Source organism: Marinobacter sp. HL-58, assembly GCF_001314605.1.
Classification (GTDB): domain Bacteria; phylum Pseudomonadota; class Gammaproteobacteria; order Pseudomonadales; family Oleiphilaceae; genus Marinobacter.
In genome coordinates, this window is record NZ_LIHP01000018.1 from 141,528 (window position 1) to 164,417 (window position 22,890).

Annotated in this window: 25 protein-coding genes and 1 pseudogene; 15 read left to right on the plus strand and 11 right to left on the minus strand. The window is 58.6% G+C overall.

The window, feature by feature from the left end:
- Nucleotides 1–14: 14 nt before the first annotated feature.
- The gene (gene ftsY / locus HLUCCO03_RS16735; RefSeq protein ID WP_027830083.1) at nucleotides 15–1,187 is read right to left on the minus strand and encodes a signal recognition particle-docking protein FtsY; all 1,173 of its coding nucleotides are present in this window, start codon (nucleotides 1,185–1,187) and stop codon (nucleotides 15–17) included.
- A 166-nt stretch (nucleotides 1,188–1,353) separates the two neighbouring features.
- On the opposite strand from ftsY, the gene rsmD reads away from it, so the two are divergent.
- Complete coding sequence (rsmD, locus tag HLUCCO03_RS16740) at nucleotides 1,354–1,950, plus strand: 16S rRNA (guanine(966)-N(2))-methyltransferase RsmD (RefSeq protein WP_027830084.1); 597 nt, start codon at nucleotides 1,354–1,356, stop codon at nucleotides 1,948–1,950.
- A gap of 174 nt (nucleotides 1,951–2,124) precedes the next feature.
- Here the strand turns inward: rsmD and HLUCCO03_RS16745 are convergent, their stop codons facing one another.
- Nucleotides 2,125–3,303 (minus strand): fatty acid desaturase, encoded by a 1,179-nt coding sequence (locus HLUCCO03_RS16745; RefSeq protein ID WP_027830085.1) that lies wholly within the window; start codon nucleotides 3,301–3,303, stop codon nucleotides 2,125–2,127.
- A 206-nt stretch (nucleotides 3,304–3,509) separates the two neighbouring features.
- On the opposite strand from HLUCCO03_RS16745, the gene mutM reads away from it, so the two are divergent.
- The 10 genes and pseudogenes from mutM to HLUCCO03_RS16795 all read left to right on the plus strand — a co-directional run bounded on the left by mutM (nucleotide 3,510) and on the right by HLUCCO03_RS16795 (nucleotide 10,972).
- Nucleotides 3,510–4,334 (plus strand): bifunctional DNA-formamidopyrimidine glycosylase/DNA-(apurinic or apyrimidinic site) lyase, encoded by an 825-nt coding sequence (gene mutM, locus HLUCCO03_RS16750; protein WP_027830086.1) that lies wholly within the window; start codon nucleotides 3,510–3,512, stop codon nucleotides 4,332–4,334.
- Between the two features lie 206 nt (nucleotides 4,335–4,540).
- On the plus strand, nucleotides 4,541–4,873 hold the full coding sequence (locus HLUCCO03_RS16755; protein ID WP_027830087.1) for a hypothetical protein: 333 nt from the start codon (nucleotides 4,541–4,543) through the stop codon (nucleotides 4,871–4,873).
- A gap of 77 nt (nucleotides 4,874–4,950) precedes the next feature.
- Nucleotides 4,951–5,640, plus strand: coding sequence for a GMP/IMP nucleotidase (yrfG, locus tag HLUCCO03_RS16760; protein ID WP_027830088.1), 690 nt, complete (start codon nucleotides 4,951–4,953; stop codon nucleotides 5,638–5,640).
- A gap of 41 nt (nucleotides 5,641–5,681) precedes the next feature.
- Nucleotides 5,682–6,089: a ribosome-associated heat shock protein Hsp15 gene (gene hslR, locus HLUCCO03_RS16765; RefSeq protein ID WP_027830089.1), complete on the plus strand. Its 408-nt coding sequence runs from the start codon at nucleotides 5,682–5,684 to the stop codon at nucleotides 6,087–6,089.
- A 54-nt stretch (nucleotides 6,090–6,143) separates the two neighbouring features.
- Nucleotides 6,144–6,998, plus strand: coding sequence for an Hsp33 family molecular chaperone HslO (gene hslO / locus HLUCCO03_RS16770; protein WP_027830090.1), 855 nt, complete (start codon nucleotides 6,144–6,146; stop codon nucleotides 6,996–6,998).
- A 177-nt stretch (nucleotides 6,999–7,175) separates the two neighbouring features.
- Nucleotides 7,176–8,708, plus strand: a complete 1,533-nt coding sequence (locus HLUCCO03_RS16775; RefSeq protein ID WP_027830091.1) for a phosphoenolpyruvate carboxykinase — start codon at nucleotides 7,176–7,178, stop codon at nucleotides 8,706–8,708.
- Between the two features lie 52 nt (nucleotides 8,709–8,760).
- Nucleotides 8,761–9,546, plus strand: a complete 786-nt coding sequence (locus HLUCCO03_RS16780) for a YciC family protein (RefSeq protein WP_081813460.1) — start codon at nucleotides 8,761–8,763, stop codon at nucleotides 9,544–9,546.
- Nucleotide 9,547: 1 nt separating this feature from the next.
- Nucleotides 9,548–10,072, plus strand: a complete 525-nt coding sequence (locus HLUCCO03_RS16785) for a CPBP family glutamic-type intramembrane protease (RefSeq protein ID WP_027830093.1) — start codon at nucleotides 9,548–9,550, stop codon at nucleotides 10,070–10,072.
- Between the two features lie 19 nt (nucleotides 10,073–10,091).
- A pseudogene (locus HLUCCO03_RS16790) lies at nucleotides 10,092–10,409 on the plus strand (GNAT family N-acetyltransferase); the annotation flags it as partial.
- A gap of 2 nt (nucleotides 10,410–10,411) precedes the next feature.
- Nucleotides 10,412–10,972 carry a GNAT family N-acetyltransferase gene (locus HLUCCO03_RS16795; RefSeq protein ID WP_036197080.1) on the plus strand — a complete coding sequence of 187 codons (561 nt, stop codon included), beginning with the start codon at nucleotides 10,412–10,414 and terminating at the stop codon, nucleotides 10,970–10,972.
- Nucleotides 10,973–10,992: 20 nt separating this feature from the next.
- On the opposite strand, the gene HLUCCO03_RS16800 is transcribed toward HLUCCO03_RS16795, so the two are convergent.
- Entirely contained in the window at nucleotides 10,993–11,169 is a 177-nt protein-coding gene (locus HLUCCO03_RS16800; protein ID WP_081813463.1) for a DUF2897 family protein, read from the minus strand.
- 84 nt (nucleotides 11,170–11,253) lie between these two features.
- Between HLUCCO03_RS16800 and HLUCCO03_RS16805 the strand changes: the two genes are divergently transcribed.
- A complete protein-coding gene (locus HLUCCO03_RS16805; protein WP_027830095.1) occupies nucleotides 11,254–11,922 on the plus strand; it encodes a DNA-3-methyladenine glycosylase I in 669 nt (222 codons plus the stop codon).
- A gap of 2 nt (nucleotides 11,923–11,924) precedes the next feature.
- On the opposite strand, the gene HLUCCO03_RS16810 is transcribed toward HLUCCO03_RS16805, so the two are convergent.
- Together HLUCCO03_RS16810 and HLUCCO03_RS16815 are read right to left on the minus strand one after the other, a co-directional pair.
- Nucleotides 11,925–12,656: a DnaJ domain-containing protein gene (locus tag HLUCCO03_RS16810; protein ID WP_027830096.1), complete on the minus strand. Its 732-nt coding sequence runs from the start codon at nucleotides 12,654–12,656 to the stop codon at nucleotides 11,925–11,927.
- Nucleotides 12,657–12,664: 8 nt separating this feature from the next.
- Complete coding sequence (locus tag HLUCCO03_RS16815) at nucleotides 12,665–13,366, minus strand: hypothetical protein (RefSeq protein WP_027830097.1); 702 nt, start codon at nucleotides 13,364–13,366, stop codon at nucleotides 12,665–12,667.
- Nucleotides 13,367–13,601: 235 nt separating this feature from the next.
- Here HLUCCO03_RS16815 and HLUCCO03_RS16820 point away from each other — a divergent pair, with 235 nt between their 5' ends.
- Nucleotides 13,602–14,219 carry a PEP-CTERM sorting domain-containing protein gene (locus HLUCCO03_RS16820; protein WP_027830098.1) on the plus strand — a complete coding sequence of 206 codons (618 nt, stop codon included), beginning with the start codon at nucleotides 13,602–13,604 and terminating at the stop codon, nucleotides 14,217–14,219.
- Nucleotides 14,220–14,342: 123 nt separating this feature from the next.
- Entirely contained in the window at nucleotides 14,343–15,080 is a 738-nt protein-coding gene (gene nfsA / locus HLUCCO03_RS16825) for an oxygen-insensitive NADPH nitroreductase (RefSeq protein WP_027830099.1), read from the plus strand.
- 24 nt (nucleotides 15,081–15,104) lie between these two features.
- Here the strand turns inward: nfsA and HLUCCO03_RS16830 are convergent, their stop codons facing one another.
- Nucleotides 15,105–17,165, minus strand: a complete 2,061-nt coding sequence (locus HLUCCO03_RS16830) for a TRAP transporter large permease subunit (RefSeq protein WP_027830100.1) — start codon at nucleotides 17,163–17,165, stop codon at nucleotides 15,105–15,107.
- A 25-nt stretch (nucleotides 17,166–17,190) separates the two neighbouring features.
- A complete protein-coding gene (locus HLUCCO03_RS16835) occupies nucleotides 17,191–18,255 on the minus strand; it encodes a hypothetical protein (RefSeq protein WP_027830101.1) in 1,065 nt (354 codons plus the stop codon).
- A 253-nt stretch (nucleotides 18,256–18,508) separates the two neighbouring features.
- Here HLUCCO03_RS16835 and HLUCCO03_RS16840 point away from each other — a divergent pair, with 253 nt between their 5' ends.
- Nucleotides 18,509–18,781: an HU family DNA-binding protein gene (locus tag HLUCCO03_RS16840; protein WP_027830102.1), complete on the plus strand. Its 273-nt coding sequence runs from the start codon at nucleotides 18,509–18,511 to the stop codon at nucleotides 18,779–18,781.
- Nucleotides 18,782–18,822: 41 nt separating this feature from the next.
- On the opposite strand, the gene HLUCCO03_RS16845 is transcribed toward HLUCCO03_RS16840, so the two are convergent.
- The 4 genes from HLUCCO03_RS16845 to pyrR all read right to left on the minus strand — a co-directional run bounded on the left by HLUCCO03_RS16845 (nucleotide 18,823) and on the right by pyrR (nucleotide 22,881).
- Nucleotides 18,823–19,746, minus strand: a complete 924-nt coding sequence (locus HLUCCO03_RS16845; RefSeq protein WP_292016755.1) for a putative solute-binding protein — start codon at nucleotides 19,744–19,746, stop codon at nucleotides 18,823–18,825.
- Between the two features lie 312 nt (nucleotides 19,747–20,058).
- Nucleotides 20,059–21,330, minus strand: a complete 1,272-nt coding sequence (locus HLUCCO03_RS16850; protein ID WP_027830104.1) for a dihydroorotase — start codon at nucleotides 21,328–21,330, stop codon at nucleotides 20,059–20,061.
- On the minus strand, nucleotides 21,327–22,340 hold the full coding sequence (locus tag HLUCCO03_RS16855; RefSeq protein WP_027830105.1) for an aspartate carbamoyltransferase catalytic subunit: 1,014 nt from the start codon (nucleotides 22,338–22,340) through the stop codon (nucleotides 21,327–21,329). Before HLUCCO03_RS16855 ends, HLUCCO03_RS16850 begins: the two co-directional genes overlap by 4 nt.
- Before the next feature lie 31 nt (nucleotides 22,341–22,371).
- A complete protein-coding gene (gene pyrR, locus HLUCCO03_RS16860) occupies nucleotides 22,372–22,881 on the minus strand; it encodes a bifunctional pyr operon transcriptional regulator/uracil phosphoribosyltransferase PyrR (protein ID WP_027830106.1) in 510 nt (169 codons plus the stop codon).
- Between the last annotated feature and the right edge of the window lie 9 nt (nucleotides 22,882–22,890).

Sequence of the window (22,890 nt, forward strand, 5' to 3'; positions counted from 1 at the left end):
TCTCTGGGATGTTGTCAGGTGTTTTCGTCAAACAGCGCGTCCACAAAGGTGCGGGCATCAAAACTGCGCAGATCATCCACCTGCTCCCCGACACCGATGTAGCGAATGGGCAGCTGCAACTGCCGGGCGATGGCAAACACAATACCACCCTTGGCCGTGCCGTCCAGCTTGGTCAGGGTAATACCGCTGACACCCACCGCCTGCTGGAAAACCTGGGCCTGACTCAGGGCGTTCTGGCCGGTACCGGCGTCCAGCACCAGCATCACTTCGTGGGGCGCAGTATCATCCAGTTTCTTCATCACCCGGACCACCTTCTCCAGCTCGCTCATCAGGTTGTCCTTGTTCTGCAGGCGGCCGGCGGTGTCAGCAATCACCACATCCACACCCCGGGACTGGGCCGACTGGACGGCATCGAAGATCACCGATGCGCTGTCTGCGCCGGTATGCTGGGCAACGACCGGCACATTGTTACGCTCGCCCCATACCTGCAACTGCTCAACCGCGGCCGCACGGAAGGTATCCCCCGCCGCCAGCATGACGGACTTGCCATCACGCTGGAACAGCTTGGTGAGCTTGCCAATGGTGGTGGTCTTGCCAACACCATTCACGCCCACCATCAGGATGACGTAGGGCTTCCTGCTGGCGTCGATTTCCAGGGGTCTGGTGACATCCGCCAGCAGGCCGTGGAGCTCATCCCGCAGGGCCTTGCGCAGGGCTTCGCCGTCCTTGAGCTGGTTGCGCTGCAGCTTTTCAGTAAGGGAGTCGATGATTTCCGAGGTCGCGGTAACACCCACATCCGCCATCAGCAGCGTGGTTTCGATCTCCTCCAGAAGGTCTTCGTCCACCTTCTTGCCGATCGAGAACAGATCAGCAAGACCACCGGTCAGATTGGCCCGGGTTTTTCCCAGGCCACTGCGGATACGCTCAAAAACGCTGACCTGTGTTTCTTGCGGCTCCGGGGCCGGCTCTGCTGCCGGTTCCGGCACTCGCTCCGGAGCAGCCTCGGCTTCGGTAGGCGCTTCTTCTGCCTCTGGCTCTGACTTCGGTGTAGCACCTTCGGTGGGTTCCGGTTTCTTCTGGGGAACCGGCTTTGGTCGCGGAACCCGCTGGCGATTGGCCGCCACATCCAGAACAAACACCAGGACAAGAAGGGCCAGAAGGCCGATAGCAATCCACTCTGCCGACATAGTCATACCATTGGTTGTGATTCGCGGGACACAAGAAAGCCGGTATTCTAGCAGACTGCTTGGCCTAAGTGAGGGCCACAGATGACTCGCGGGATAAACCTTCGTAACATGGCGCAACCCAAACCCGCGAACAACCAGACACTGCGAGAAAGAGGCCCACTCCACCATGGCGCGCAACCAGAAACCCAGGCCAGCCAGCGGCGGTGAACTGCGCATCATCGGCGGCGACTGGCGTAGCCGAAAACTCCGATTCCCCGAAGCCGGCGGCGTGCGCCCGACCCCCGCGCGCACCCGCGAAACCCTGTTCAACTGGCTGTCGTTTCACCTCGCCGGCAGCCACTGCCTCGACCTCTTCGCCGGCTCCGGCGCCCTCGGCCTCGAAGCCCTTTCTCGAGGCGCCGGCACCGCCGTCTTCGTCGACCACACCCCGGAGCTGGCCCAGGCCCTGCTCAGCAACCTGAGATTATTGAAATCGGAAAACGGCGAAGTCGTCTGCCAGAACATAGAAACCTACCTGACCCAGACCACGGCCAGCCCCTTCGACATCCTCTTCATGGACCCCCCGTTCCGACAGGGCTGGCTGGAAAAACTCTTCCCACTGATCGCGGCCAACCACTGGGTAAAAACCGGCGGCTGGATCTACGTGGAACATGAAAGTGAATTACCGACGCCCACGGCACCGGCCAACTGGACCCTGCACAGACAAAAATCCGCAGGCCAGGTCACATACTGTTTATTTAAAGTGGGGGAACAACAGAACTGAAAAACAAACGCAGCAAAGCCCTCGACTTGGCTTCACTGCGCTATCACAACGGTGGGATCAGTCTCGGGGTGGGGTGCCTTTTCTGCCGGGAAAAGGTGTCTGAGCGAAGCGAGTTCTTTTCCCAGAAGAAAAGGCACCCCACCTCGGGACCAGACACCCTAACCCGCAGGCTACTCAGGCAGCAGGCCGCAAAGAATAAGCCCGAAGGTGCGCCGCAAAATCCTCAAGGTAGCGAATACCACTGGCCTCAGCCTCCCGGCACCACTCCATCAACGCGTGCAACTTCTCCTGAGGCTTCAACCCACGGCGACGCCACAGCTGCTGCAACTCATTGCTCTTCTCATAAATCTGCCGCAGCACCGCATTGCGCTCAAGCACCGTCTCCAGATGCTCCTTGTCCTTCGGCTGAATCAGCGTCACCTCACGGGACAACAGCTGCTTCAGCTTGCGATAACGCGGGCGAATCTCATCGTCCATCAGCGACTTCTGCTGCCTCAACACCGGCTCCATCACCCGCTTGCGGTACTGGCGCATGATATCGAACCGGCTGTTGGTAATCGCCTGCACGGTTTCAACATCCATTTCCTGCTTGCCCGGCACATAGTGCGCAATTGGCTTGAAACCCTTGGGCTTGGCCAGACCGAAGAACTGGAACAGACGGATATAGCCCCAACCGATATCCACTTCGTACCACCGGCGGGACAGCTTGGACGAGTTGGGATAGGTGTGGTGGTTGTTATGCAGCTCTTCACCGCCGATGAGGATGCCCCAGGGGGAAATATTGCGGGCATTGTCGGCACATTCAAAATTGCGGTAACCCATGAAGTGGCCGATACCATTGACCACACCAGCTGCCCAGACCGGAATCCACATCATCTGCAGCGCCCAGATCCAGATACCGTTGACACCAAACAGCATCAGGTCAATCACCGCCATCAACTGGATGCCCAGCATCCGGTAGCGGCTGTAGACATTGTTCTCTACCCAGTCCTCCGGGGTGCGCTGGCCGTAGCGATCCAGGGTTTCCTGGGTGCCGGCCTGGTCGTACAATTCCGCGCCTTCGAACAGCACCTTGCGGATGCCCAGAACCACCGGGCTGTGAGGGTCTTCCTCGGTTTCGCACTTGGCATGGTGTTTACGGTGGATAGCCGTCCATTGCTTGGTGTTCTGGGCCGTGGTCAGCCACAACCAGAAACGGAAAAAATGCGCCAGCACCGGATTCAGATCCAGCGAGTTATGGGCAGAATGACGATGCAGGTAAAGCGTAACGCTGATAATCGTGATGTGGGTAAGACCCAGCGCAACCAGAACCAGCTGCATCACCGAAAGGTCCAGAAGACCGTTGTACCACATATAGTTTTCCTCGTTCGTAATCATAGGGTTGCAAGGTGCATGGCAGACCCGCCAGCCAGTTCTCTGCCTGGTGGATCCGGTACTGCCCGACAACCGTATCCTTGCACTTTAGCGTACACTTGTTAGCCGGGACAACCGCATTTGGCCGGGAATTTGTTACTGATTACACTGATCCGTTACCGCCCGTGCCTCTGGAGTAGAACGCCTTGCCCGAATTACCTGAAGTAGAAACCACCCGCCGAGGTATAGCACCCCACTGCGAGAACCGGACCATTACAGGGGTAACCGTGCGCGACGGCCGCCTGCGCTGGCCGGTGCCGGGCAATCTGGCGGAATTACTGGAAGGCGCCGTGATCCACACCGTGGACCGCCGGGCCAAATACCTGCTGATCGGTGTAACCTCGGCCACTGCATCGGGCACGCTGATCGTACATCTGGGCATGTCCGGCAGCCTTCGGGTCATTACCGACCAGAGTGAACCCATGCTCCATGACCACGTGGAACTGGCACTGGACAGTGGCACCCGCCTGCGCTTCAACGACCCACGCCGGTTCGGCTGCTGGCTATGGTCGGAAACCCCCGACCAGCACCCGCTGATTGCCAGCCTGGGGCCGGAACCCCTGGCGCCGGAGTTCAACGGGCCCATGCTCTACCGCCTGTCCCGTGGCAGGAAAACGCCGGTGAAGTCCTTCATCATGGATAACCATGTGGTGGTTGGCGTGGGCAACATCTACGCCAACGAAGCCCTGTTCAAGGCTGGCATTCATCCGCGCCGCGCCGCCGGCCGGATCAGCCTGGACCGCTACAAACGCCTGGCTGAAGCGATTCGCGAAACCCTCAGTGCCGCCATCCTCATGGGTGGCACCACCCTGCGGGACTTCGTGAACAGCGACGGCAAACCCGGTTACTTTGCCCAGTCGCTGCTGGTTTATGGCCGTACCGGGGAGCTTTGCCACGAATGCGGGCAAACATTGAAGGAAATCAGGATGAACGGGCGTTCCACGGTTTACTGCAGCAGATGCCAGCGTTAGGCAGTAGCCAGACAACTATTGAAACAGAAAATTCGTTTGAAAATACGCAAATATGATTCATAGTTAACAGAGTATCCATATTCTTAAGCTACAATAAGTGAACTATGTATCGTCAGCCACCCAAGGCGGGGCGACCATCGGCCAGTTAACCCGGTAACACTGAACCAGTTGATAGAAAGCGCCGACAAGCTCAGGAGAAACAAGAAATGACCGGTAAGATTTCCCATATCGTTATTACAGCCTTAGCGGTTTGCCTGCTGGCTTTTTCCTCCGTCGGCCATGCCCAGGCTATTGACGAAGAACCCTCCGCGCTGGCAATGACCGGAGATGCGCTCTTTGTTCGTCCCGCCCTGTTTGCCACCACCGTTGTGGGAAGTGTGGTTTACCTGGTTTCCCTGCCCTTTTCCGCACTTGGCGGTAACGCAGGTGAAGCCGGTGAAGTGCTGGTGGTCAATCCGGCCAAAGCGACCTTTGTGCGCTGCCTGGGTTGCACCCGCATCGGCAAGAAGCCGGAAACCGTCGAGCAAAGCGACGACTGATCCGTAGAATCCCGTCTTGCCAATTTGAGCAGACTTCGGCAGCCTGAAGGTCAATCAACCTCAGGCTGTTTTTGTTTATGGTGGACTGGCACTCCCTCGACACTGTGTTCCTGGATATGGACGGAACTCTGCTCGATCTGCACTTTGACAACCACTTCTGGCTTGAACACCTGCCCAGGCGTTATGCCGAGCACAATAACCTCAGCCCTGACGAAGCCCGCAACACCATCATCCCCATGATCATGGCTGAACGGGGCTCGCTGAACTGGTACTGCACCGATTACTGGAGCAACCGTCTGGAGCTGGACATTACCGGCCTGAAAGCCGAAGTGGGCGAGCGCATTGGTTACCGCCCCCATGTCACGGATTTCCTTGATGCCGTGCGCGGTGCCGGCCTGCGCTCAGTCATCGTCACCAACTGCCACCCGGACCCATTGAGCCTGAAACTGCAACGCACCGGGCTGGACAGCAAAGTGGACAATATTGTCTCCAGCCACCAGCTGGGCAAGCCCAAGGAAGACCCGGCCTTCTGGCAGGATCTTACACAGCTTGAGCCCTACCGGCCTGCTGCCACCCTGATGGTGGACGACAGCTTCCCGGTACTGGAAAGCGCCCGCACCGCCGGCATTGCGCAATGCCTGGCCATTCTGGCGCCCGACAGCAAACAGGCCGCCCGGGACAGGCACCCGGACATCCCCTCGATTCATCATTTTGATGAAATCCTGCCGGCCCTGCGTCAACGCCAGCCCCTGCCATCCGGCCAGTGAGCCAGCTATACTATGGCTATACGCTCATCAGGTGAGGAGACATGACGGCGACCACCACTGACGACAACCGCGTAAGACTCGACAAATGGCTGTGGGCAGCACGTTTCTACAAAACCCGCAACCTCGCCAAGCAGGCCATCGAAGGGGGCAAGGTTCACTACAACAGCCAGCGAACCAAGCCCGGAAAACTGGTGGAGACGGGCGCAAAAGTGACCCTGCGGCAGGGATGGCAGGAGCGCATTGTTGTGGTCGACGACATCAGTGATCGGCGCCGGGGCGCACCCGAAGCCCAGAAGCTCTACCACGAGACCGAAGACAGCGTAAAACGCCGGGAAGAACTCTCCTGGCAGCGCAAGACCATGCAGGCGGCACAACTGCCTCCGGCACGAAGGCCCTCGAAGAAAGACCGCCGGGATATCCAGCGCTTCCGCGAGCAGAACGGGCTCTAGCGCCCCGCCTCGATGACTAACCGATTCCCAATTTAACGCTCAGGAGAAAACACCATGGCATCCCGGGACCAGTTCCAGCGATTTATCTTTGAAGACAGCCAGGTCCGGGGCGCCTGGGTGAAGCTTAACGACAGCTACAGCGAAATCGGCAACCAGGCGCCTTATCCCGCATCCGTGCGACGTATGCTGGGGGAATCCCTGGTAGCCAGTGTGCTCATGAGCAGCACTCTCAAATTTGAAGGCACCCTTTCCCTGCAGGCCCAGGGCGAAGGCCCCCTGCGCACGCTGATGGCTGAATGCAGCCATGACCGATTCATTCGCGGCCTGGCCCGATACGACGAACACGCGGTGACGGAGGAATCCCTGGATGCCCTGCTGGGTCAGGGCCGCATGGCCATTACCATCTCTCCCGACAAGGGCCAGCGCTACCAGGGCGTGGTGCCGAGGGAAGAGGAAAACCTGGCTGGCTGCCTGAAGGAATATTTCGAACGGTCCGAACAGATCCCCACCAGCTTCTTCCTGTTTGCCGACGAAAACTGCAGCGCCGGCCTGATGCTGCAGAAGTTGCCCGGCGATACCGAACAGGACTCCGACCTGTGGGACCGTCTCAACCACCTGGCCAGCACCCTAGAAGCCGAAGAGCTGCTGACTCTGGACAGCGAAACAGTACTCCACCGCCTGTTTCACGAGGAAACGGTGCGACTGTTTGACGCCGAGCCGGTCGCTTTCCGTTGCAGCTGTTCACGGGAACGGACCCTCGGCGCGCTCGAGGCCATCGGCAAGGAAGAGTGCTACAGCATCCTTGACGAACAGGGCTCCATCGAAATGGATTGCCAGTTCTGTCACGCTCACTATCGCTTCGATAGAAATGATATTGATCACCTTTTCACCGGTCATACGTTACACTGAATTCCTGGCTGGATGGCCCGGAAGCCAGTCGCAGTGCGGCTTCCGGGGCAGTCGTTTTTTACCGGCGTCTCTGGCATAATAGCGCGCCTGAATTGACCCGATTGCTCAGATTTCCGTCAATTTTTTCAGGGGGGACGGCCTGGGTAATCACGATCACATCCCGAGGGCGAGGTCGAAGTGAGTAACACTTATAATGATCTGTGTGCAGCGCAACTGGTTGAGCTGGCACTGGAAAGACGCGAAGGCCAACTGGCCGCAAACGGTTCACTGGTGGTAAAGACCGGCGAGCGCACAGGCCGGTCCCCGATGGACCGTTACATCGTCGAGGAGCCGAGCACCTCCGACGACATCCACTGGGGCCCCATCAACCGCCCGTTTGACGCGGAAAAGTTTGATGCCCTGTGGGACCGTGTCGAAGCCTACATCGCCGAGAAAGACAGCTTTGTAAGCCACGTACACGTCGGCTCTGACCCGGAACACTACCTGCCGGTACGCATGACCACCGAAACCGCCTGGCAGAACCTGTTCGGCCAGAACCTGTTCATTCGCCCGGACAGCTTCAACCCGGCCGACAAGCAGGAATGGCAGATCCTCAATGCCGCCAACTTCGAATGTGTGCCCGAGCGTGACGGCACCAACAGCAACGGCTGCGTGATCATCAACTTTGCCAAGCGCAAGGTACTGCTGGCAGGCATGCACTACGCCGGCGAGATGAAAAAGGCCATGTTCTCCGTGCAGAACTTCCTGCTGCCGGAAAAAGACGTGCTGCCCATGCACTGCTCCGCCAACGTGGGCGAAGATGGCGAAACCTGCCTGTTCTTCGGCCTCTCCGGCACTGGCAAGACTACCCTCTCCGCCGACCCCGATCGCTTCCTGATCGGCGACGACGAGCACGGCTGGGGTCCGGGCACCGTTTTCAACATCGAGGGCGGCTGCTACGCCAAGTGCATCGACCTGAGCCAGAAGAACGAGCCCATCATCTGGAACGCCATCCGCTTCGGTGCCATCGTTGAAAACGTCACCATCGACCCGGAAACCCGCGAGCCGGACTACACCGACGTCTCCCTTACTGAAAACTCCCGCTGCGCCTATCCGCTGGAGCACGTTGAGAAGCGCGTCATCGAAAACCGTGCCGGCGAGCCGTCGCATATTGTATTCCTGACCTGTGACATGACCGGCGTACTGCCGCCCGTGTCCATCCTCAGCAAGGAAGCCGCGGCCTACCACTTCCTCAGTGGCTACACCGCACTGGTGGGCTCCACCGAAATGGGCTCCTCTTCCAAGCTGAAAGCCACCTTCTCCACCTGCTTTGGCGCGCCCTTCTTCCCGCGCCCGGCCGGCGTTTACGCCGAGCTGCTGATGAAGCGCATGGACGAGTTTGGCAGCAAGGTTTTCCTGGTCAATACCGGCTGGACCGGCGGCCCCCACGGCGTGGGTGAGCGCTTCAGCATCCCCACCACCCGTGGCATCATCGCCGCCATCCAGAATGGCGACCTGGACGACGCCGAAACCGAGCACCTGCCCACCCTCAACCTGAGCGTGCCCGTAGACGTGCCCGGCGTAGATAACAAGCTGCTGAACCCGCGCAATACCTGGGCCAGCAAGGAAGACTACGACGCCAAGGCCGCCGAACTGATCGGCCAGTTTGTTGAAAACTTCAAGAAGTTTGATGTTTCCGACGCCATCGTAGAGGCTGGCCCGAAAGCCTGAAGCCCGCCTTTACCGATAAAAGCGCCCTGCTCTTTGAGCAGGGCGCTTTTTTATGGCTGCGAAAAACATCCACGCCTTCGGTACGCCGTGGCAGGATACAGGGGTGTGGGCTAGGCTGCGGTTTGGACTGGTGCCTGGGCCCAGGCCCTCAACACTTCAGACGGAGATGACATTGACTAAAACTTTCTTGCTGGATACCTGGTCTTTTTTCCGGGCAAACTTTGTTGCGATCTGCCTGATCATGGTACCGTTCACTATACCCCTCGAAATCTTCTCCTTTGTCTACTATCAGAACCTGGCTGACGATGAGGCCGGCTTGGTGTCATTCATTCCAGTGATTGCCTATGCCCTTGTGTATCCGGTATTTGGTGCTGCAATCGTATTTTATATCGCCTCCGTCATTAACGACCGGGATTTAACCGCCAGCCAGGCCTGGGCCCTGGGCCTAAAGCACTGGCCGTCCTATTTTGTATTAACCGTGTTGCTGATTCTCACCATTGGTTTCGGCTTTGCACTCTTTATATTGCCCGGGCTCTTCCTGGCGGCGAGGTTTGCCTTTTCCGAGTTCGATCTGTTGCTCAAGAAACAAGCCCCCTTGCAGAGCCTGAAGTCGAGCTGGGAGTCCACCAGAGAGCATTTCTGGATTCTGCTGAACGGCGGGCTGATCATAACGCTCGTGGTCTACGCGCCCTACTTTCTGCTGGCCTCAGTTCTGAATGAGGCGGGCCTGTATGCAGACATATTGGATCCAATCGTAGGCATTATCGAGTCGGTGTTAATGGTTTTGTATACCATCTATGCCTTCCGTGTTTATGACTATGCGCTCAGGCAATCATAAGATGGCAGGATACCTTCGAAACAACCTTGGTCAGGGTTTATTGACCTCACCTTTCAAGGCCCCACTGAAGGCCTGGGCACTGGTGCCGGTGCTGGCAATTGTATCGGTGTCTGTTGGCTTTGAGGCGGGGTTATTGAAGGTCGGATGGCTGGATTCGAAAATTGCGCCCGTGTTACCCCTTATATTGTTTGTGTTCCCCTCGTTGCTTGAGGAAGCCTTCTTCAGGGGCATTCTCATACCGCGGGACATATTGGAGTCCGGTGTCCACGCGGCTGCCCGGGCTATCGGAACCAGTACGGTAGCGTTCGTGGTATGGCATCCGGTCAACGCGCTGGCGTTTAATCCTACTGCTATTTCTCTGTTCCTGGACCCCTGGTTTCTGGTTATCGTGTGCGCTCTGGGAGCCACCTGTGGCTATAGTTACGTCATTTCCCGGTCCATCTGGGTTCCCGTGATCATTCATTGGGTTACGGTGATGGTTTGGGTGCTTTTTCTTGGCGGCAGAAACCTTGCCCTGGAGTTCTAACCATCTGGCGAGTGCAGGGTTGGCGGCCTTGGAAGACGGGCAGGTTGTCGGCGGGCTCGCAGCCTATGCACTCAGGAAATTCGAACAGGAGCGCAGCGAGATCTATATTTACGATCTCGCTGTGTCTGTAGAACACCGGCGAAAGGGTATTGCGACATCTCTGATACAGGAACTACAGACTATAGGGGCGGATTGCGGTGCTTATGTCATCTTTGTTCAGGCCGATACCGGGCCTGAAGATGAGGCAGCAATTGCCTTATATTCAAAGCTCGGAATCAGGGAGAATGTGCTGCATTTTGATATTCCCGTACGCGGCCGTGACGGGTGCGGGCAATAATAATGAATCAGTTGATTGAATTTGAAACCCGACGCCTCCGCCTGCGCCAGTGGCGAGAGGCGGACAAGGAGCCGTTTGCCGCGCTTAACGCGGACCCCGAGGTGATGGAATATTTTCCTGCAACGCTGGGTCGAAGCGAGAGCAACGCAATGGCGGAAAAGTGCAGGGCATTGATTGCCGAGCGCGGCTGGGGCTTCTGGGCAACGGAGTTACTGGCCACTGGTGAATTTATCGGCTTTGTGGGCCTGCACCGGCCTGCCCACCATTTCCCCTTTGCCCCCTGCGTGGAGATTGGCTGGCGGCTGGCAAGACCCTATTGGGGCCTGGGCTATGCAACGGAAGCCGCCCTGGGTGCGCTTGCGGTCGGGTTCGAGCAACTCGGGCTGGCAGAAATTGTGTCCTTCACTTATGTTGGCAATGGCCGGTCGCGGGCGGTGATGGAGCGTCTGGGCATGAAGCCCGATAACAATACCTTTGACCATCCGGGTTTGGCGGAGGGACATCGGCTGCGTGAACATTGCCTTTACCGTTTGCCCCGGGAGCTATGGTGCCCATCTCATTAATCTGTTTTAAATGCCAAGGCTCACCACTGCTCCCTGTCCTCGGCGCTTTCCTCGGCTTCAACTTCCGCCTTCCTGGCCTGGATTTTCTTCATTTTTTCCTTTGAAATTGGCATTTTGCCGCTGTCGCGAAGCATGAAAAGCCCGCCAAGCACCAGGGCGATGGCCCCGAGCAGAAATACCCATCCTATCGTTGGCATAACCGTGACTCCCTGACTGGATTGGTTTCCTTTATAGTGGACCAGACACCTTGAGCCCTACAACCAGATTTCGGATATTACGGTATGTCCTTTTCCCGGATTTACAATCAGGCGGCCGCCCGCAAGGGTGGAGATGTTGCTTTGCGCTCACTTCTGCCCCGGGTTGCAGAACCCGGGGAACTGGAGGCCATGGGCGACGACCGTTACCTCTCCGAGGTTACCCGCTGCGTGTTCAAGGCCGGCTTTGTATGGCGGGTGATCGAGAACAAATGGCCGGGGTTTGAAGAAGCGTTCAAGGGCTTCGTGCCGCTGTACTGGCAGCAGGTACCGCCGGAAGTGCTGGAGGAACTGGCCGGGGACGAGCGCATTGTGCGGAATATGCAGAAAATCCGCACGGTACCGGAGAATGCCCGCATGATCGTGGATGGTGCCCGGGAACACGGCGGTTTCGGGGCGTTTCTGGCCCAGTGGCCGTCGGAGGATCAGGTGGGGCTGCTGATGTGGCTCAAGCGCAATGGCGCGCGTCTGGGCGGCAACACGGCCCAGTATTTCCTTCGCCGGGTAGGCTGGGACGGGTTTATCCTGTCTTCGGATGTGGCCGCCGGGTTGCACCGGGAAGAGCGGCTGGATGCCTCACCGGGCAGCAAGAAAGCCCTGGTTCAGGCCCAGGCGGCCTTTAACGACTGGCACCGGGAAACCGGCCTGCCCTACAGCCACCTGTCACGGATTCTGTCCTATTCAGTGGGGGACTGACATCATTCGCCAAGGAGCAGTTCCTTGGCTTCGTTGATGCGGGCGGCAAAGTAGTTGCTGCCACCCCGGTCCGGGTGCAGTTTCTGCATCATGCGGCGGTGGGCCTGGATGATGTCGTGGCGGGTGGCATCGGGCTCCACCCCCAGGATATCCCGAGCTTCGTTTTCCGAGAGCGCACCGCCACGGTAACTCGCCTGGCTTTCCCCGCTGCTGCCGTCACCTGTGCCGGGGTCATCCGCGCGCCAGGAGTCGCCAAATCGTCGATCCAGATAGGTTTCCAGCAGCCGGGCAGAATCGTCGTCATTCTGTCTGCAATATTGCAGCAGCTCGATAAACTCGTCCTCGCCCAGATCCGCCAGCGCCCGCCCCGCCATGGGCCCTTTCAGGATCTCGCCGGTCATGTCGCCGGAGTCGTGGTCCAATGTCATGTCGAGAATTTCGCTGGTCACATGGGACTGGCTGCCGGTTCGAGCCTGGGCACCGTCCCCTCCCGCACCACCTCTCATGGCTCCGCCCAGCAGGGCCGGCAAAAAGCGACGTAACAGGGGAAACAGGAACCCCAGCAGGGCAAACAGGAAGTGCAGACGGCCTGTCAGTGCCATGACCACCACCATCAGGATGGCGGAAAACACCACCAGTTTGATAATGGCCGGTTTGCGCTGGCTGGCCGGTTGGCTGCGTAGCCAGAACCACGCAACAACCGCGAGAATAATGACAAGAAACGTTAATGGCACAGTGGCGTTTACCTGATTTGCTGGGTCAGTCGCTTTACTTCCGGGGAGCTGCGGCTGGAAAAATCCTGCAAGGCCTTGGCACCCCCGGATGCATAGACCGCAACGGCCGCCATAAGATCCTTCAGTATTTTAGGACTGTTGCGGTCAAACGGTGCATAGGCGCCACCAGAGAGTTTGCTGACCTGCTGAAACACTGCCCTGGCATGGGCATCACCGCCTTCATGAAACATGAACACCGGGGTTCTGAGCATGCCCAGTTCGCCGGCGGTATGGCAGAGTTCGTCCACCGGCTCTTCACAACAATCGCCAATAAACACCACCGCCTTCACCGGCTGGGCACGGGTTTCCCTGACGGCATGGGCCAGCACCCGGCTGATCTGTGTGCGTCCGCCCAGGCAGGAAACTCCGTTCATCAGGTTCAGCAGTTGCCCGGTTTCAGTGACAAACGCCGTGGATTTGAACTCGCGAAAGCCCCGGTAGTAACAAAGCTGTATGGCCAGGCCACCGAGATCCCGGGTGGCCAGAAACAGCTCACTTTGCAGGTCACAGGCCTGGTTCCAGGTGGCTTCCCGGCTGGCGGTGGCGTCCAGGGCAAAGATCAGCCGCCCCTGCCCGCCCCCTTTCTGCGGCATCTTCTGCACCTGGTGAATAAACTGGTCGATCGACTGTTTATCCGAGCGGGTGCTGACTGGTTTGTCACTCTTTGGCATAGGTTCTGATACCCCGAACAAAGGTACCTTTAATAGTGGACCGGCGGCTTCGCTCCTACAACCACTCGTACTGCGATATGCGCGGTCTTCGTGTGTCAGAATAATTTACACGTAACCTTAGGCTTTGGATTCCAATTAAACCCATGTATTTGTTTTCCATAAATATTTGCGGTCATGGCCCGCAACCTGCTGATTGTTATATAACGTTTAATCTAAAGGGGTAAGGAAAAACAATATGATGACCATTAATCGCCTCGCCGCTCTGGGTATTCTTGGCGCCAGCCTTGCAATTGTCACCCCCGCAAGCGCTAATTTGATCGAAAACGGAAGCTTCGAAGATCCTAACGTTACTACTGGTACATGGGAATTCTTCAATGCAGATGATGTGGATGGCTGGAACGGCAGCAACATCGAAATCTGGGAGAGCGGTTTCAATGGCGTAAATGCCTATGAAGGCAGCCAGTTTGCCGAGCTAAACGCCCACCCGGATATGGATGGCCCATTTGGCATTTACCAGGAAATTAACACCGTCGTGGGGCAGAACTACAATCTGAGTTTTGCTTACCGCGCCCGTCAGAACAATTCCGAGAGTTTTATGCTGTCATTAATTTCCGACAGCATCAGCACAGACTGGACGCTGACGGACCACGTGACGGGCGAGTGGAGCTTGTTCAACGGCATGTTTGAGGCCACATCTACGACAACCACCGTTAAGTTCACCTCGGTAAGCCCTGATGGCACCATCGGCAACTTCCTGGATGACGTTAAAGTGACCGCTCAAGTCCCTGAACCTGGCACGCTGGCTCTGATGGGGCTTGGGTTGCTGGGTCTGACTTTCCGTCGCCGCCAGTAATCATTGCCTGGAAACCTGTGCATATCTAAAGGAGCCTCGCGATGCATATCGCGGGGCTTTTTTTGCTAAAGACGTTGGCCAATGGCACGATAAGCACTCCCTCAGGATGCACTGGAATGCACCATGAATCCGACGATTGAACTTCTCAAGTCACACCGCTCGATCCGCAAGTTCCAGGACTGGAAAATTCGTCGCGATCTTTTTGAGGATCTGATTCGAGCAGGCCAGAGCGCCGCTACATCCAGTCATGTTCAGGCTTATTCCATTATCCATGTTGTCAGCTCGAAAAATCGGAAAGCTCTGGTAGAGCTGAGCGGCGGCCAGCATTATGTAGCAAAGTGCTCGGATTTTCTGGTGTTCTGTGCGGATATGAAGCGGGCAATGGATGCCGCCGAACGAGCCGGTACCGAGGTGGTTCGGGGTATGACCGAGCAATTACTGGTTGCCAGTATCGATACGGCACTGGTTGCCCAAAATATTGCTACAGCGGCGGAATCCGAGGGATTGGGCGTGTGTTACATTGGTGGCATACGCAACAATCCTGCTGAAGTGAGCGAGCTGCTGCGCCTGCCGGACCACGTCTACCCGGTGTTCGGCATGTGCCTGGGCTATCCGGATCAGAACCCCGAGATAAAACCCCGTCTGCCCCTGGCGTCGATTCTCAAGGAAGATTACTACCAGGATGAGCAGGATGCGGAGCTGGTGGCGGAGTTCGATGCCACCATGCACACCTATTATCAGGCCCGCACTGGTGGCAACAAGGACACCAACTGGTCGGAACAACTCAAGCCGCTGTTCACCTCCAAACTGCGCCCGCACATGCGGGATTTCCTGCGCGGCAAGGGCTTCGAGATGAAGTAATGCCTTCGCTTACACGCGTCAGGCTCAGGCGTAGAACAGCAACGGCACAAACGCCACCAGCACCAGCGAGATGCCCATGGCAATCAGAGGCATGATGATCCGCTCGTGGCGCTGGTAGAAGGTGCCCTCTTCCTGCTGTGCTGCCAGCACTTCCGCTTCACCCACCACCTGCCGGGTCAGCAGGTGGTTCAGCGCCACCGGCGGGCTCAGGTAGCCCAGCTCGAAAGCCACCAGGGTCACCATCCAGAAGTGGATCGGGTGGATACCGCTGCTGTAGGCGATGCCGGCGACAGTGGCGGTCACCAGGATGACGGCGCCGAAGGCGTCCATGATCATCCCCAGAACCACCAGGATAACGACCATCAGCAACATGGCGGACCAGGCACTATCGAATGACTGGGGAAAGGTTTCCATCAGGTGGGAACGTTCGATAACACCGCCGATGCTGACCGACAAACCGAGTAACAACAGCAGGGCACCGATCTCTGCCGTGGTGTCATTGGTGGCGGAGCGCAGGCTGCGCTCCAGGCCCTGATGGTTGATTTCACCGCTGGCCCGCCCCTTGCGGTTTTTCAGGCTGATTTGCTCGTACAACAGTATGGCCAGCATGATCACCGGCAGCAGCCGGGGCGCCGAGAACTCGTCCATCTTCACATCCAGGGCGAAACGGTACAGCAACACCACTGCAGCAATGACCAGGGCATAGGGAACCAGATGTTTAAGCGCGCCCATCATGGGCGGAAAGGCAGTGGATGCGGGTGCCAGTTCAAACCTGTTCTGGCGATTGACCGTCAGGGCCACCGCCGTAAACATCACCGCCGTCAGCACGAACACCCAGATCCCCCATCCGAACAGTTCGTCAGTGGTTACTTCCCGGTTCAGATAGGCAATGACCACCACCAACAGGCAGGGCCGCAAAACCACGCCCATTGAGCCGGACATGGCGGTTGCGGCCAGGGCAAGCTGGCGGCGAGCGCCGGCAGCCCGCAGTTCGCTGTAGATGACCGCACCGGCGGCAATAACAAAGATACCGGACGCACCGGTATAGGCCGTGGGCACCGCGGCAACCAGCACCGCCACCACTGCCAGCAGTTCCGGCGGCATGCGCCAGGGCCGGAACACATTGAACACAAGGGTGGCAAGGCGGGTCTGTTTCAGCATCATGCCTACCCACACGTACAGGCCCACGTTAAGGAACATGTCCGACAGCTCCATCATCTTGCCCAGGTAGATACCAATGCCGGAGGCGTGGCCTATGAGGGCGAAGTAGGTGCCGGATATCAGGCACATAACCGTGTACAGCGGCACCGCCAGGAAGGCCCTGTTCACTTCACCGCCTTCCTGCAAATCGTCCGGCACACGAATCAGCCGGTAAAGGCTGGCCAGGGTGAGCGCGGCAAAACCGATGATCCACAGGTTATGGAGTAGCAGTTCTTCGGAAGACATGGAATTGTCGGAACCAAAACTGGACTGGCGGAAAATCACGCTGGAGCCCAGCAGCATGGCGTTGGCCACCGTCTGCAGGGTATGGGAAACGGTGTAGTCCAGGCGGGTTTCCATGGCCCGCATGGCGATATGGTGTCGCGTGAGAGTGGCGGTTACCGCGCACAGCATCACCAGGATCACCAGAATGTAACGCTGGGACTCCAGGCCGAACGCGATCAGGTCGGCCACGAACAACTCCACCGTGCGATAGGCCTTGACGCCCGGTGTCAGTTTGTCCTTCAGCTCTTCATAGCTGGCGTAGCTCTTGCGGCAGTCCTCCACGGAGCGTTCGATGGAAAGGCGGATCTTGTCCGGGTCTTTATCGGATTCACCCAGCAGCGCTGCCATCGGGTCATCACCACCGTCATCTGCCATTTTCTCCTGAACAGCGGCTTCAATGTCCCGGTCCGGGTCACAACTGGGTGCCACCGGGTCGGCCCTCAGCTTGTAATACCCGCTCCACAGTTGCTCGCCTCCGCGAAGCATCTGGTTGTGGATATCACTACTTGTCGAAAACAGCACCACAGCCAGCAGAAGCAGGCACGCAGGCAGGGAGGAAAACCACTCCCGGCCACTACGGTGAAAACCACCCTGGGACATAACAACTCACTCTGGGAACATTGATTTACAACAGATCGTCCAGATCCATGGTTTCGACGGCTTCCTTCTCGTCATCCCAGAAGGTTCCAAGCTTGCCGGTAGGCGTGCGGTGCCCGGTGTTCTCCATCCACATGCGGTCGGAGATGGCGACGATCATCTGGGTGGCCATGGCATCCACAAAGCGCCAGTCCTGATTGGCCGGTGTTTCGTCGATGGCCTCCGCATGGTCACGGATAACAGAACGCAGGCGTTCTTCGTCTCCCTTGTTCTGGGCGGCAATGGCGTGGAAGACGTGACTGATTCGGACGCCGGCAACCTTGCCCTGCTCGTCCGCTATCTCAAGGCGATCGAAGGGGTCCTCACCGTCCGGAAGGGCCCCGGGAATCATGGCCCAGACGGTGGCCCGCAGCGCCATGGGCGCACCCCACCATTTTTCGTTTTCCAGGCAGCTGGTGGCGCGGGCAACAGTGGAACCGATGTTCTTGGGAACACCGATGGACGAGGTGGACTGGATCTCAGCGTTCAGGGCCTGCAGGCCCGACAGCAGGCCGGCCATATAGATAAATTCGCCAAGATCGTCATCGAATCCCGGGCACTCGCTCTCATCCGGCTTGCCGTAGAAGGCATTGTGGTGATTCCAGCCCCGCTGGTAACGCTTGGCCGCCAGTGAAAGTGCACGCTTCTGGCGAATGGTGGCATCTTCGGCTTCCTCGGCGTTTCTGGCATGCAATGCCCCCAGGCTGGCGAGCTCATGTTCGCGGGCCTGCTCTTCGGCACAGCCACCGGCGGACAGATAAAGCATGACTGCAAGCTGATCCGGCTCGTTGGTGACCCGCCCGAAAGACATCAGCAGGGGCGCGGTCGCTTCGCTCATGGCACAGCCCATGGCGAGGTCCTCATTTTCCAGCAGGTAAGGCACGGTGTGATTGCGGGAGAACCCCTGCATCACATCACCGGTGGTCTTGTAGATCATGTTGTTGACGACACCACAACCACTGAGAACCATACCCGCCAGCACAGCCGTTACGGCACCGCGAAACCGGAAAAGCCCCTGGGAAGTCCGGCTGGCAGGATTCTGAACATGTGACATAACTTCGCACCTTCTGGTTTTTAGTGTTATCAGGCGGGGGTCATTCCCTTTATCTGTTACAGTTTGTAACCAAAGCAGCATTATCCCCGACAACTCCCTGTTTTTATGAGACTCCGCCCGCAAATGAGAGCGGAGAATCAAATGCATTCTGATTGCCGGTTTGCACATTGGCCCACAAACCGCTATAGATTTGTTCAGCCGGCGGTTTCGCACCCGCCGGCCTTTGACCAAAAATGACAACAAGGAGTACCCGATGCGCAAACCTGAACTTGCCGCCGCTGTTGCAGATCAGACCGGACTCACCCGGGAGAAGGCCAGCGAAGTGATCACTGCATTCACCGACCAGATCTCCGCCGCCGCAGCCCGGGGCGAAGACACAACCCTGATCGGTTTCGGTACCTTCAACATCCGCAGCCGTGAGGCTCGCGATGGCCGCAACCCCCAGACCGGTGCAACCATCCGCATTCCCGCCAGCAAGACTGTCGGCTTCAAGGCAGGCAAGGCGCTGAAAGACTCCATCCGCTAGTGCGGCAACCGGGAGCCGCCAGGCTCCCGGGTATCATCCGGTCAGGACGCGCACTCGGAACGGGAACCGTCCACCCGGCAGCGAATCGCTTTCATCAGGTTGATGGCACGTTCGTCGTAAACACCGTCCTCCAGCAGCGACAGGCGCACCTTGCGCAGCATTTTGTCGTACTCCGCTATGTCTTCCTGTGGCGGATGCATCCAGACATCTTCCGGAATGCCGGCTTCAGCCTCGGCGATGATTTCGTACGCCTCATCAATGCGTTGGATGGCCTGATCCCGCACCATCTGGCCGGCATCGTCCGGAAAACGGTCACGATGGATAATCACCTGGAAGTTCATGTAAGCCAGCGCATACTTGAAGACACCGCCGTCAGGAGTCACACCCTTGTAGAGCTCCAGGGGTGAATAGGCCACGGCCGGTGCGTATGCCAGGTCCACGCTGCCATTGTTGAACTTGCCGGCAAAATTGGCGGAGTTGGAACCCACTACCGACGCGCCAACGTGGCGGACCATACGTACCGATGCGGAGTCGAAGTCCAGGGTGGCAATGCGCTTGCCCTGCAGCTTCTCGACCGAATCAATAGACCGGTCACGGGTGTGCAGATAGACCGCGCCACCAGGGAACACGCCTGCCACTTCGTAGTCGCCGTCAATCAGGAAGGAACGCGCCTTCTCCTGGCTGAGGGTGTTGTACAGCAGCCGCATTTCCTCTTCGCCGGGTACGGCACCCATGGCTTCCAGAGTGCCGGTGAACTTGTTGAACTCGCGGGCACGGGTGCCGGTCAGCAGCACCGCATCACACTGGCCCGCCTTGAAGTCTTCAGCGGCGACTTTCTCGTCGGTGTAGGCACGCAGGTCCAGCTTGATGCCTTCCTTGAGGGCCACCGGCTTGAAGGTTTTGGTAATGGCAAACAGGGGACCGTTGGCCCCGACCGGATCAAACACACAGAAGCTTCGCTCCATGAGGTCCGATTCCGCCTGAGCGAACGGAGACAACGCAAGACTGGCACACAGGGCGGCAACCGCTGTGGCCTTTCGCGGGAGGTTGACTAGTTTCACGGGGATGACTCCTGAATTATTATTGTCGGGCGACCGCACATCCGTTTGTGCGTGTTTCACCGCATTTCCCTGGCCGAGATTAGGCCGGCCATGACAAGAATACGTTGGCACAGGTGCCTGTCATCAAGGGCTCTGAAGCAAAAAGGTGAGGAACTGTGACGGGCTCGACAGAGGTTCCGCAACCTCTGCCACATTTCTACGACATGCTGGAGTGAGCTACAGGTGACTGGGGGGCCAGGCCTGCTGACCATTACACAGGGTGAGGCGAACCACGCCCGGCAGATCTTTCCCGGGCAGTGGCACGTGATGCCCCATTGAGCGGAGAGTGTGTTCGTTCGCCACCCAGGTTGCCTTCGGGTCGAATACACAGAGGTCTGCCTCTGCACCTTCCTGAAGCCCGGCGGAACGGCCAACCACCCCGGCCGGGCCAGCAGTGAGTGCCCGGACCAGGCTCTTCATGTCCAGTTCGCCACGCTGTACCAGCAACAACCCCATGGGCAGTGCCGATTCAACAGTGGAAAGACCCGGTTCGGTGGCTGCCATCGGCGCCTGCTTGGCGGCGGAATCATGGGGCTGATGCTGGCTGGTGATAGCGTCGATCACGCCGTCACGAACACCGGCCAACAGGGCCCGCCGGTCTGCTTCCGAGCGCAGCGGTGGCCGCACATGGTAGCGGCTGTCGAAACCGGAGAGGGCCTCTTCGGTGAACATCAGCTGGTGCATGGCCACATCCGCTGTCACGGCTATGCCACGCTTGCGGGCGTCCGCCAGCATTTCCACGCTACGGGCACAGGACAACTGGCTCAGATGCAGACGGACACCGGTTTCCTCCGCCAGCAGCAGCATTTCCATCATCGCCGCGGTTTCCGCCACTTCCGGAATGCCCAGCAGACCCAGCCGGGATGCCACAAGGCCGTCGTGGGCATAGCCATCTGCGGCCAGTGCCTGGTTCTCGGGGCTGAACATCACGGTCAGCCCGAAGGTCTGGGCGTAGGCCATGCAGCGGCGCAGTACCCGGGCATTTTTCACCGGGCGGGAACCGTTGCCCATGGCAATACAGCCAGCTCCCGCCAGGCCTGCCATATCACTGAGCAGGTCGCCTTCCAGGCCACGGGTGATGGCGCCCACCGGCAGAATACGCACCGCCGAGCGCTTGGCGGCAACGTCCAGAATAAGATTGGTGACCGCCCCGGAATCGTTCACCGGGGAGGTGTCCGGCGAGGCACAGAGAGTGGTGAAGCCGCCATGGGCCGCAGCCAGGCTTTCCGAGGCGATGTTACCTTTCTGGCCGTTGCCCGGTTCCCGAAGGTTGCAGCACAGATCCACAAAACCCGGCGATACAATGCAGCCGGAAGCATCGAAAGTGTTGTCTGCCGGCTGTTGTTCTGCCGCTTTACCCAGCGCCGCAATGCGCCCGTCCCGCACAAGAATCGTGGTTAGCTCATCGGTAATCGCCAGGCGGCCACCGGTAATTTTCAGGCTGCTCATCCGTGGGCTCCCTCTGCCAGCTTGCGGTTGCGATCGGCCACCTGCCCGCCCATGGCCATGGACATGACTGCCATGCGAATGGCAATGCCGTTGGTGACCTGGTTAAGGATCACCGACTGCGGGCCATCGGCCACCGCTGATTCTATCTCCACGCCGCGATTGATGGGGCCCGGGTGCATCACGATACAGCCGGGATCGGCCAGGGCCAGCTTTTCCTGGTTCAGCCCGTAGAGGCGATAGAACTCCCGTTCACTGGGCAGCAGCGCCCCCTCCATCCGCTCTTTCTGCAGCCGCAGCATGATCACCACATCCAGGTCTTTCATGCCCCGGGCCATGTCATATTCCACCCTGCAGCCCAGGCTTTCCACATCCCTTGGCAGCAACGTGGCGGGTGCGATCACGCGTACTTCGGCGGCGCCCAGTTCGTTCAGGGCGCGGATCTGGGAACGGGCCACCCGCGAGTGCAGTACATCCCCCACAATGGCGACTTTCAGACCCTCGAACCGGCCCTTGTGCTGGCGAATGGTGAGCATGTCCAGCATGGCCTGGGTGGGATGGGCGTGGCGGCCATCACCGGCGTTGATAATGGCCACACCAGGGGTGACGCTTTCGGCAATAAAGTGGGGTGCACCGCTCTGGGAATGGCGTACCACAAACATGTCGCTGGCCATGGCTTCCAGGTTCAGCAGGGTGTCGGAGAGCGACTCGCCCTTGGAGGTGGCCGAGGTGCTGATGTCCAGGTTCAGCACATCCGCGGACAGGCGCTTGGCGGCCAGTTCAAAGGTACTGCGGGTGCGGGTGCTGGATTCGAAAAACAGGTTCACAACAGTGCGCCCGCGCAGCAACGGCACCTTCTTGATACTGCGCTCCCCCACTTCAATAAAGGAATCGGCGGTGTCGAGAATTTCGGTCAGCAGCGTCCTGTCCAGCCCGTCCAGGGTCAGGAAGTGGCGCAACTGGCCGTCCGCGGTAAGCTGCAGGGAGGTCGAGGAAGGGTCATTTACCGTCATGGGTCGCCTGTTGGTGTTATGCGTTCGCTGATTACTTGCCCGTTTCCTGTAATTCGATGTGCAGCGGGTCCGGCCCCCGCAGTTTGACGCGCTGATGGGACTGAAGTGACAGCAGCTTCCCGGTCACGTCCGGCTGGATTGGCAGTTCCCGCGCACCCAGGTCCACCAGGGTGGCAAGGATGATACTCGCCGGCCGGCCATAATCGAAGATTTCGTTCATCGCCGCGCGAATGGTGCGGCCACTCATGATGACGTCGTCGATCAGGATAATGTCCCGGTCTTCCGTGCTGAACGGCAGGCTGGAGGGCTTCACTTTCGGGTTCAGGCCAATGCGGCTGAAGTCGTCCCGGTAAAAGGAGATATCCAGTTCGCCCCAGGGCTCCTGCAGGCCGAGGCGTTTGCTCATCACGTCCGCAAGCCAGACACCGCCGGTACGGATGCCGATCAGCGCCGGATCGACGACGCCCCGGTCTTCCAGTACTTTGCGCAGGCCCGCTTCCAGATCATCCAGCAGCTGGTCCATATCAAGCAGTGCAGTCATTTCAGTCCT

Bases quoted from the DNA above. Each gene is read 5' to 3' on its own strand.
- hslR (WP_027830089.1), top strand. From the start codon at position 5,682: ATGACGGCGACCACCACTGACGACAACCGCGTAAGACTCGACAAATGG.
- HLUCCO03_RS16800 (WP_081813463.1), bottom strand. From the start codon at position 11,169: ATGCCAACGATAGGATGGGTATTTCTGCTCGGGGCCATCGCCCTGGTG.
- yrfG (WP_027830088.1), top strand. From the start codon at position 4,951: ATGGTGGACTGGCACTCCCTCGACACTGTGTTCCTGGATATGGACGGA.
- HLUCCO03_RS16830 (WP_027830100.1), bottom strand. From the start codon at position 17,165: ATGTCCCAGGGTGGTTTTCACCGTAGTGGCCGGGAGTGGTTTTCCTCC.
- HLUCCO03_RS16815 (WP_027830097.1), bottom strand. From the start codon at position 13,366: ATGCCAAAGAGTGACAAACCAGTCAGCACCCGCTCGGATAAACAGTCG.
- HLUCCO03_RS16745 (WP_027830085.1), bottom strand. From the start codon at position 3,303: ATGTGGTACAACGGTCTTCTGGACCTTTCGGTGATGCAGCTGGTTCTG.
- HLUCCO03_RS16835 (WP_027830101.1), bottom strand. From the start codon at position 18,255: ATGTCACATGTTCAGAATCCTGCCAGCCGGACTTCCCAGGGGCTTTTC.
- HLUCCO03_RS16845 (WP_292016755.1), bottom strand. From the start codon at position 19,746: ATGGAGCGAAGCTTCTGTGTGTTTGATCCGGTCGGGGCCAACGGTCCC.
- HLUCCO03_RS16850 (WP_027830104.1), bottom strand. From the start codon at position 21,330: ATGAGCAGCCTGAAAATTACCGGTGGCCGCCTGGCGATTACCGATGAG.
- HLUCCO03_RS16795 (WP_036197080.1), top strand. From the start codon at position 10,412: ATGAATCAGTTGATTGAATTTGAAACCCGACGCCTCCGCCTGCGCCAG.
- HLUCCO03_RS16840 (WP_027830102.1), top strand. From the start codon at position 18,509: ATGCGCAAACCTGAACTTGCCGCCGCTGTTGCAGATCAGACCGGACTC.
- HLUCCO03_RS16855 (WP_027830105.1), bottom strand. From the start codon at position 22,340: ATGACGGTAAATGACCCTTCCTCGACCTCCCTGCAGCTTACCGCGGAC.
- HLUCCO03_RS16755 (WP_027830087.1), top strand. From the start codon at position 4,541: ATGACCGGTAAGATTTCCCATATCGTTATTACAGCCTTAGCGGTTTGC.
- HLUCCO03_RS16785 (WP_027830093.1), top strand. From the start codon at position 9,548: ATGGCAGGATACCTTCGAAACAACCTTGGTCAGGGTTTATTGACCTCA.
- hslO (WP_027830090.1), top strand. From the start codon at position 6,144: ATGGCATCCCGGGACCAGTTCCAGCGATTTATCTTTGAAGACAGCCAG.
- pyrR (WP_027830106.1), bottom strand. From the start codon at position 22,881: ATGACTGCACTGCTTGATATGGACCAGCTGCTGGATGATCTGGAAGCG.
- HLUCCO03_RS16805 (WP_027830095.1), top strand. From the start codon at position 11,254: ATGTCCTTTTCCCGGATTTACAATCAGGCGGCCGCCCGCAAGGGTGGA.
- nfsA (WP_027830099.1), top strand. From the start codon at position 14,343: ATGAATCCGACGATTGAACTTCTCAAGTCACACCGCTCGATCCGCAAG.
- HLUCCO03_RS16820 (WP_027830098.1), top strand. From the start codon at position 13,602: ATGATGACCATTAATCGCCTCGCCGCTCTGGGTATTCTTGGCGCCAGC.
- ftsY (WP_027830083.1), bottom strand. From the start codon at position 1,187: ATGTCGGCAGAGTGGATTGCTATCGGCCTTCTGGCCCTTCTTGTCCTG.
- rsmD (WP_027830084.1), top strand. From the start codon at position 1,354: ATGGCGCGCAACCAGAAACCCAGGCCAGCCAGCGGCGGTGAACTGCGC.
- HLUCCO03_RS16780 (WP_081813460.1), top strand. From the start codon at position 8,761: ATGGCTGCGAAAAACATCCACGCCTTCGGTACGCCGTGGCAGGATACA.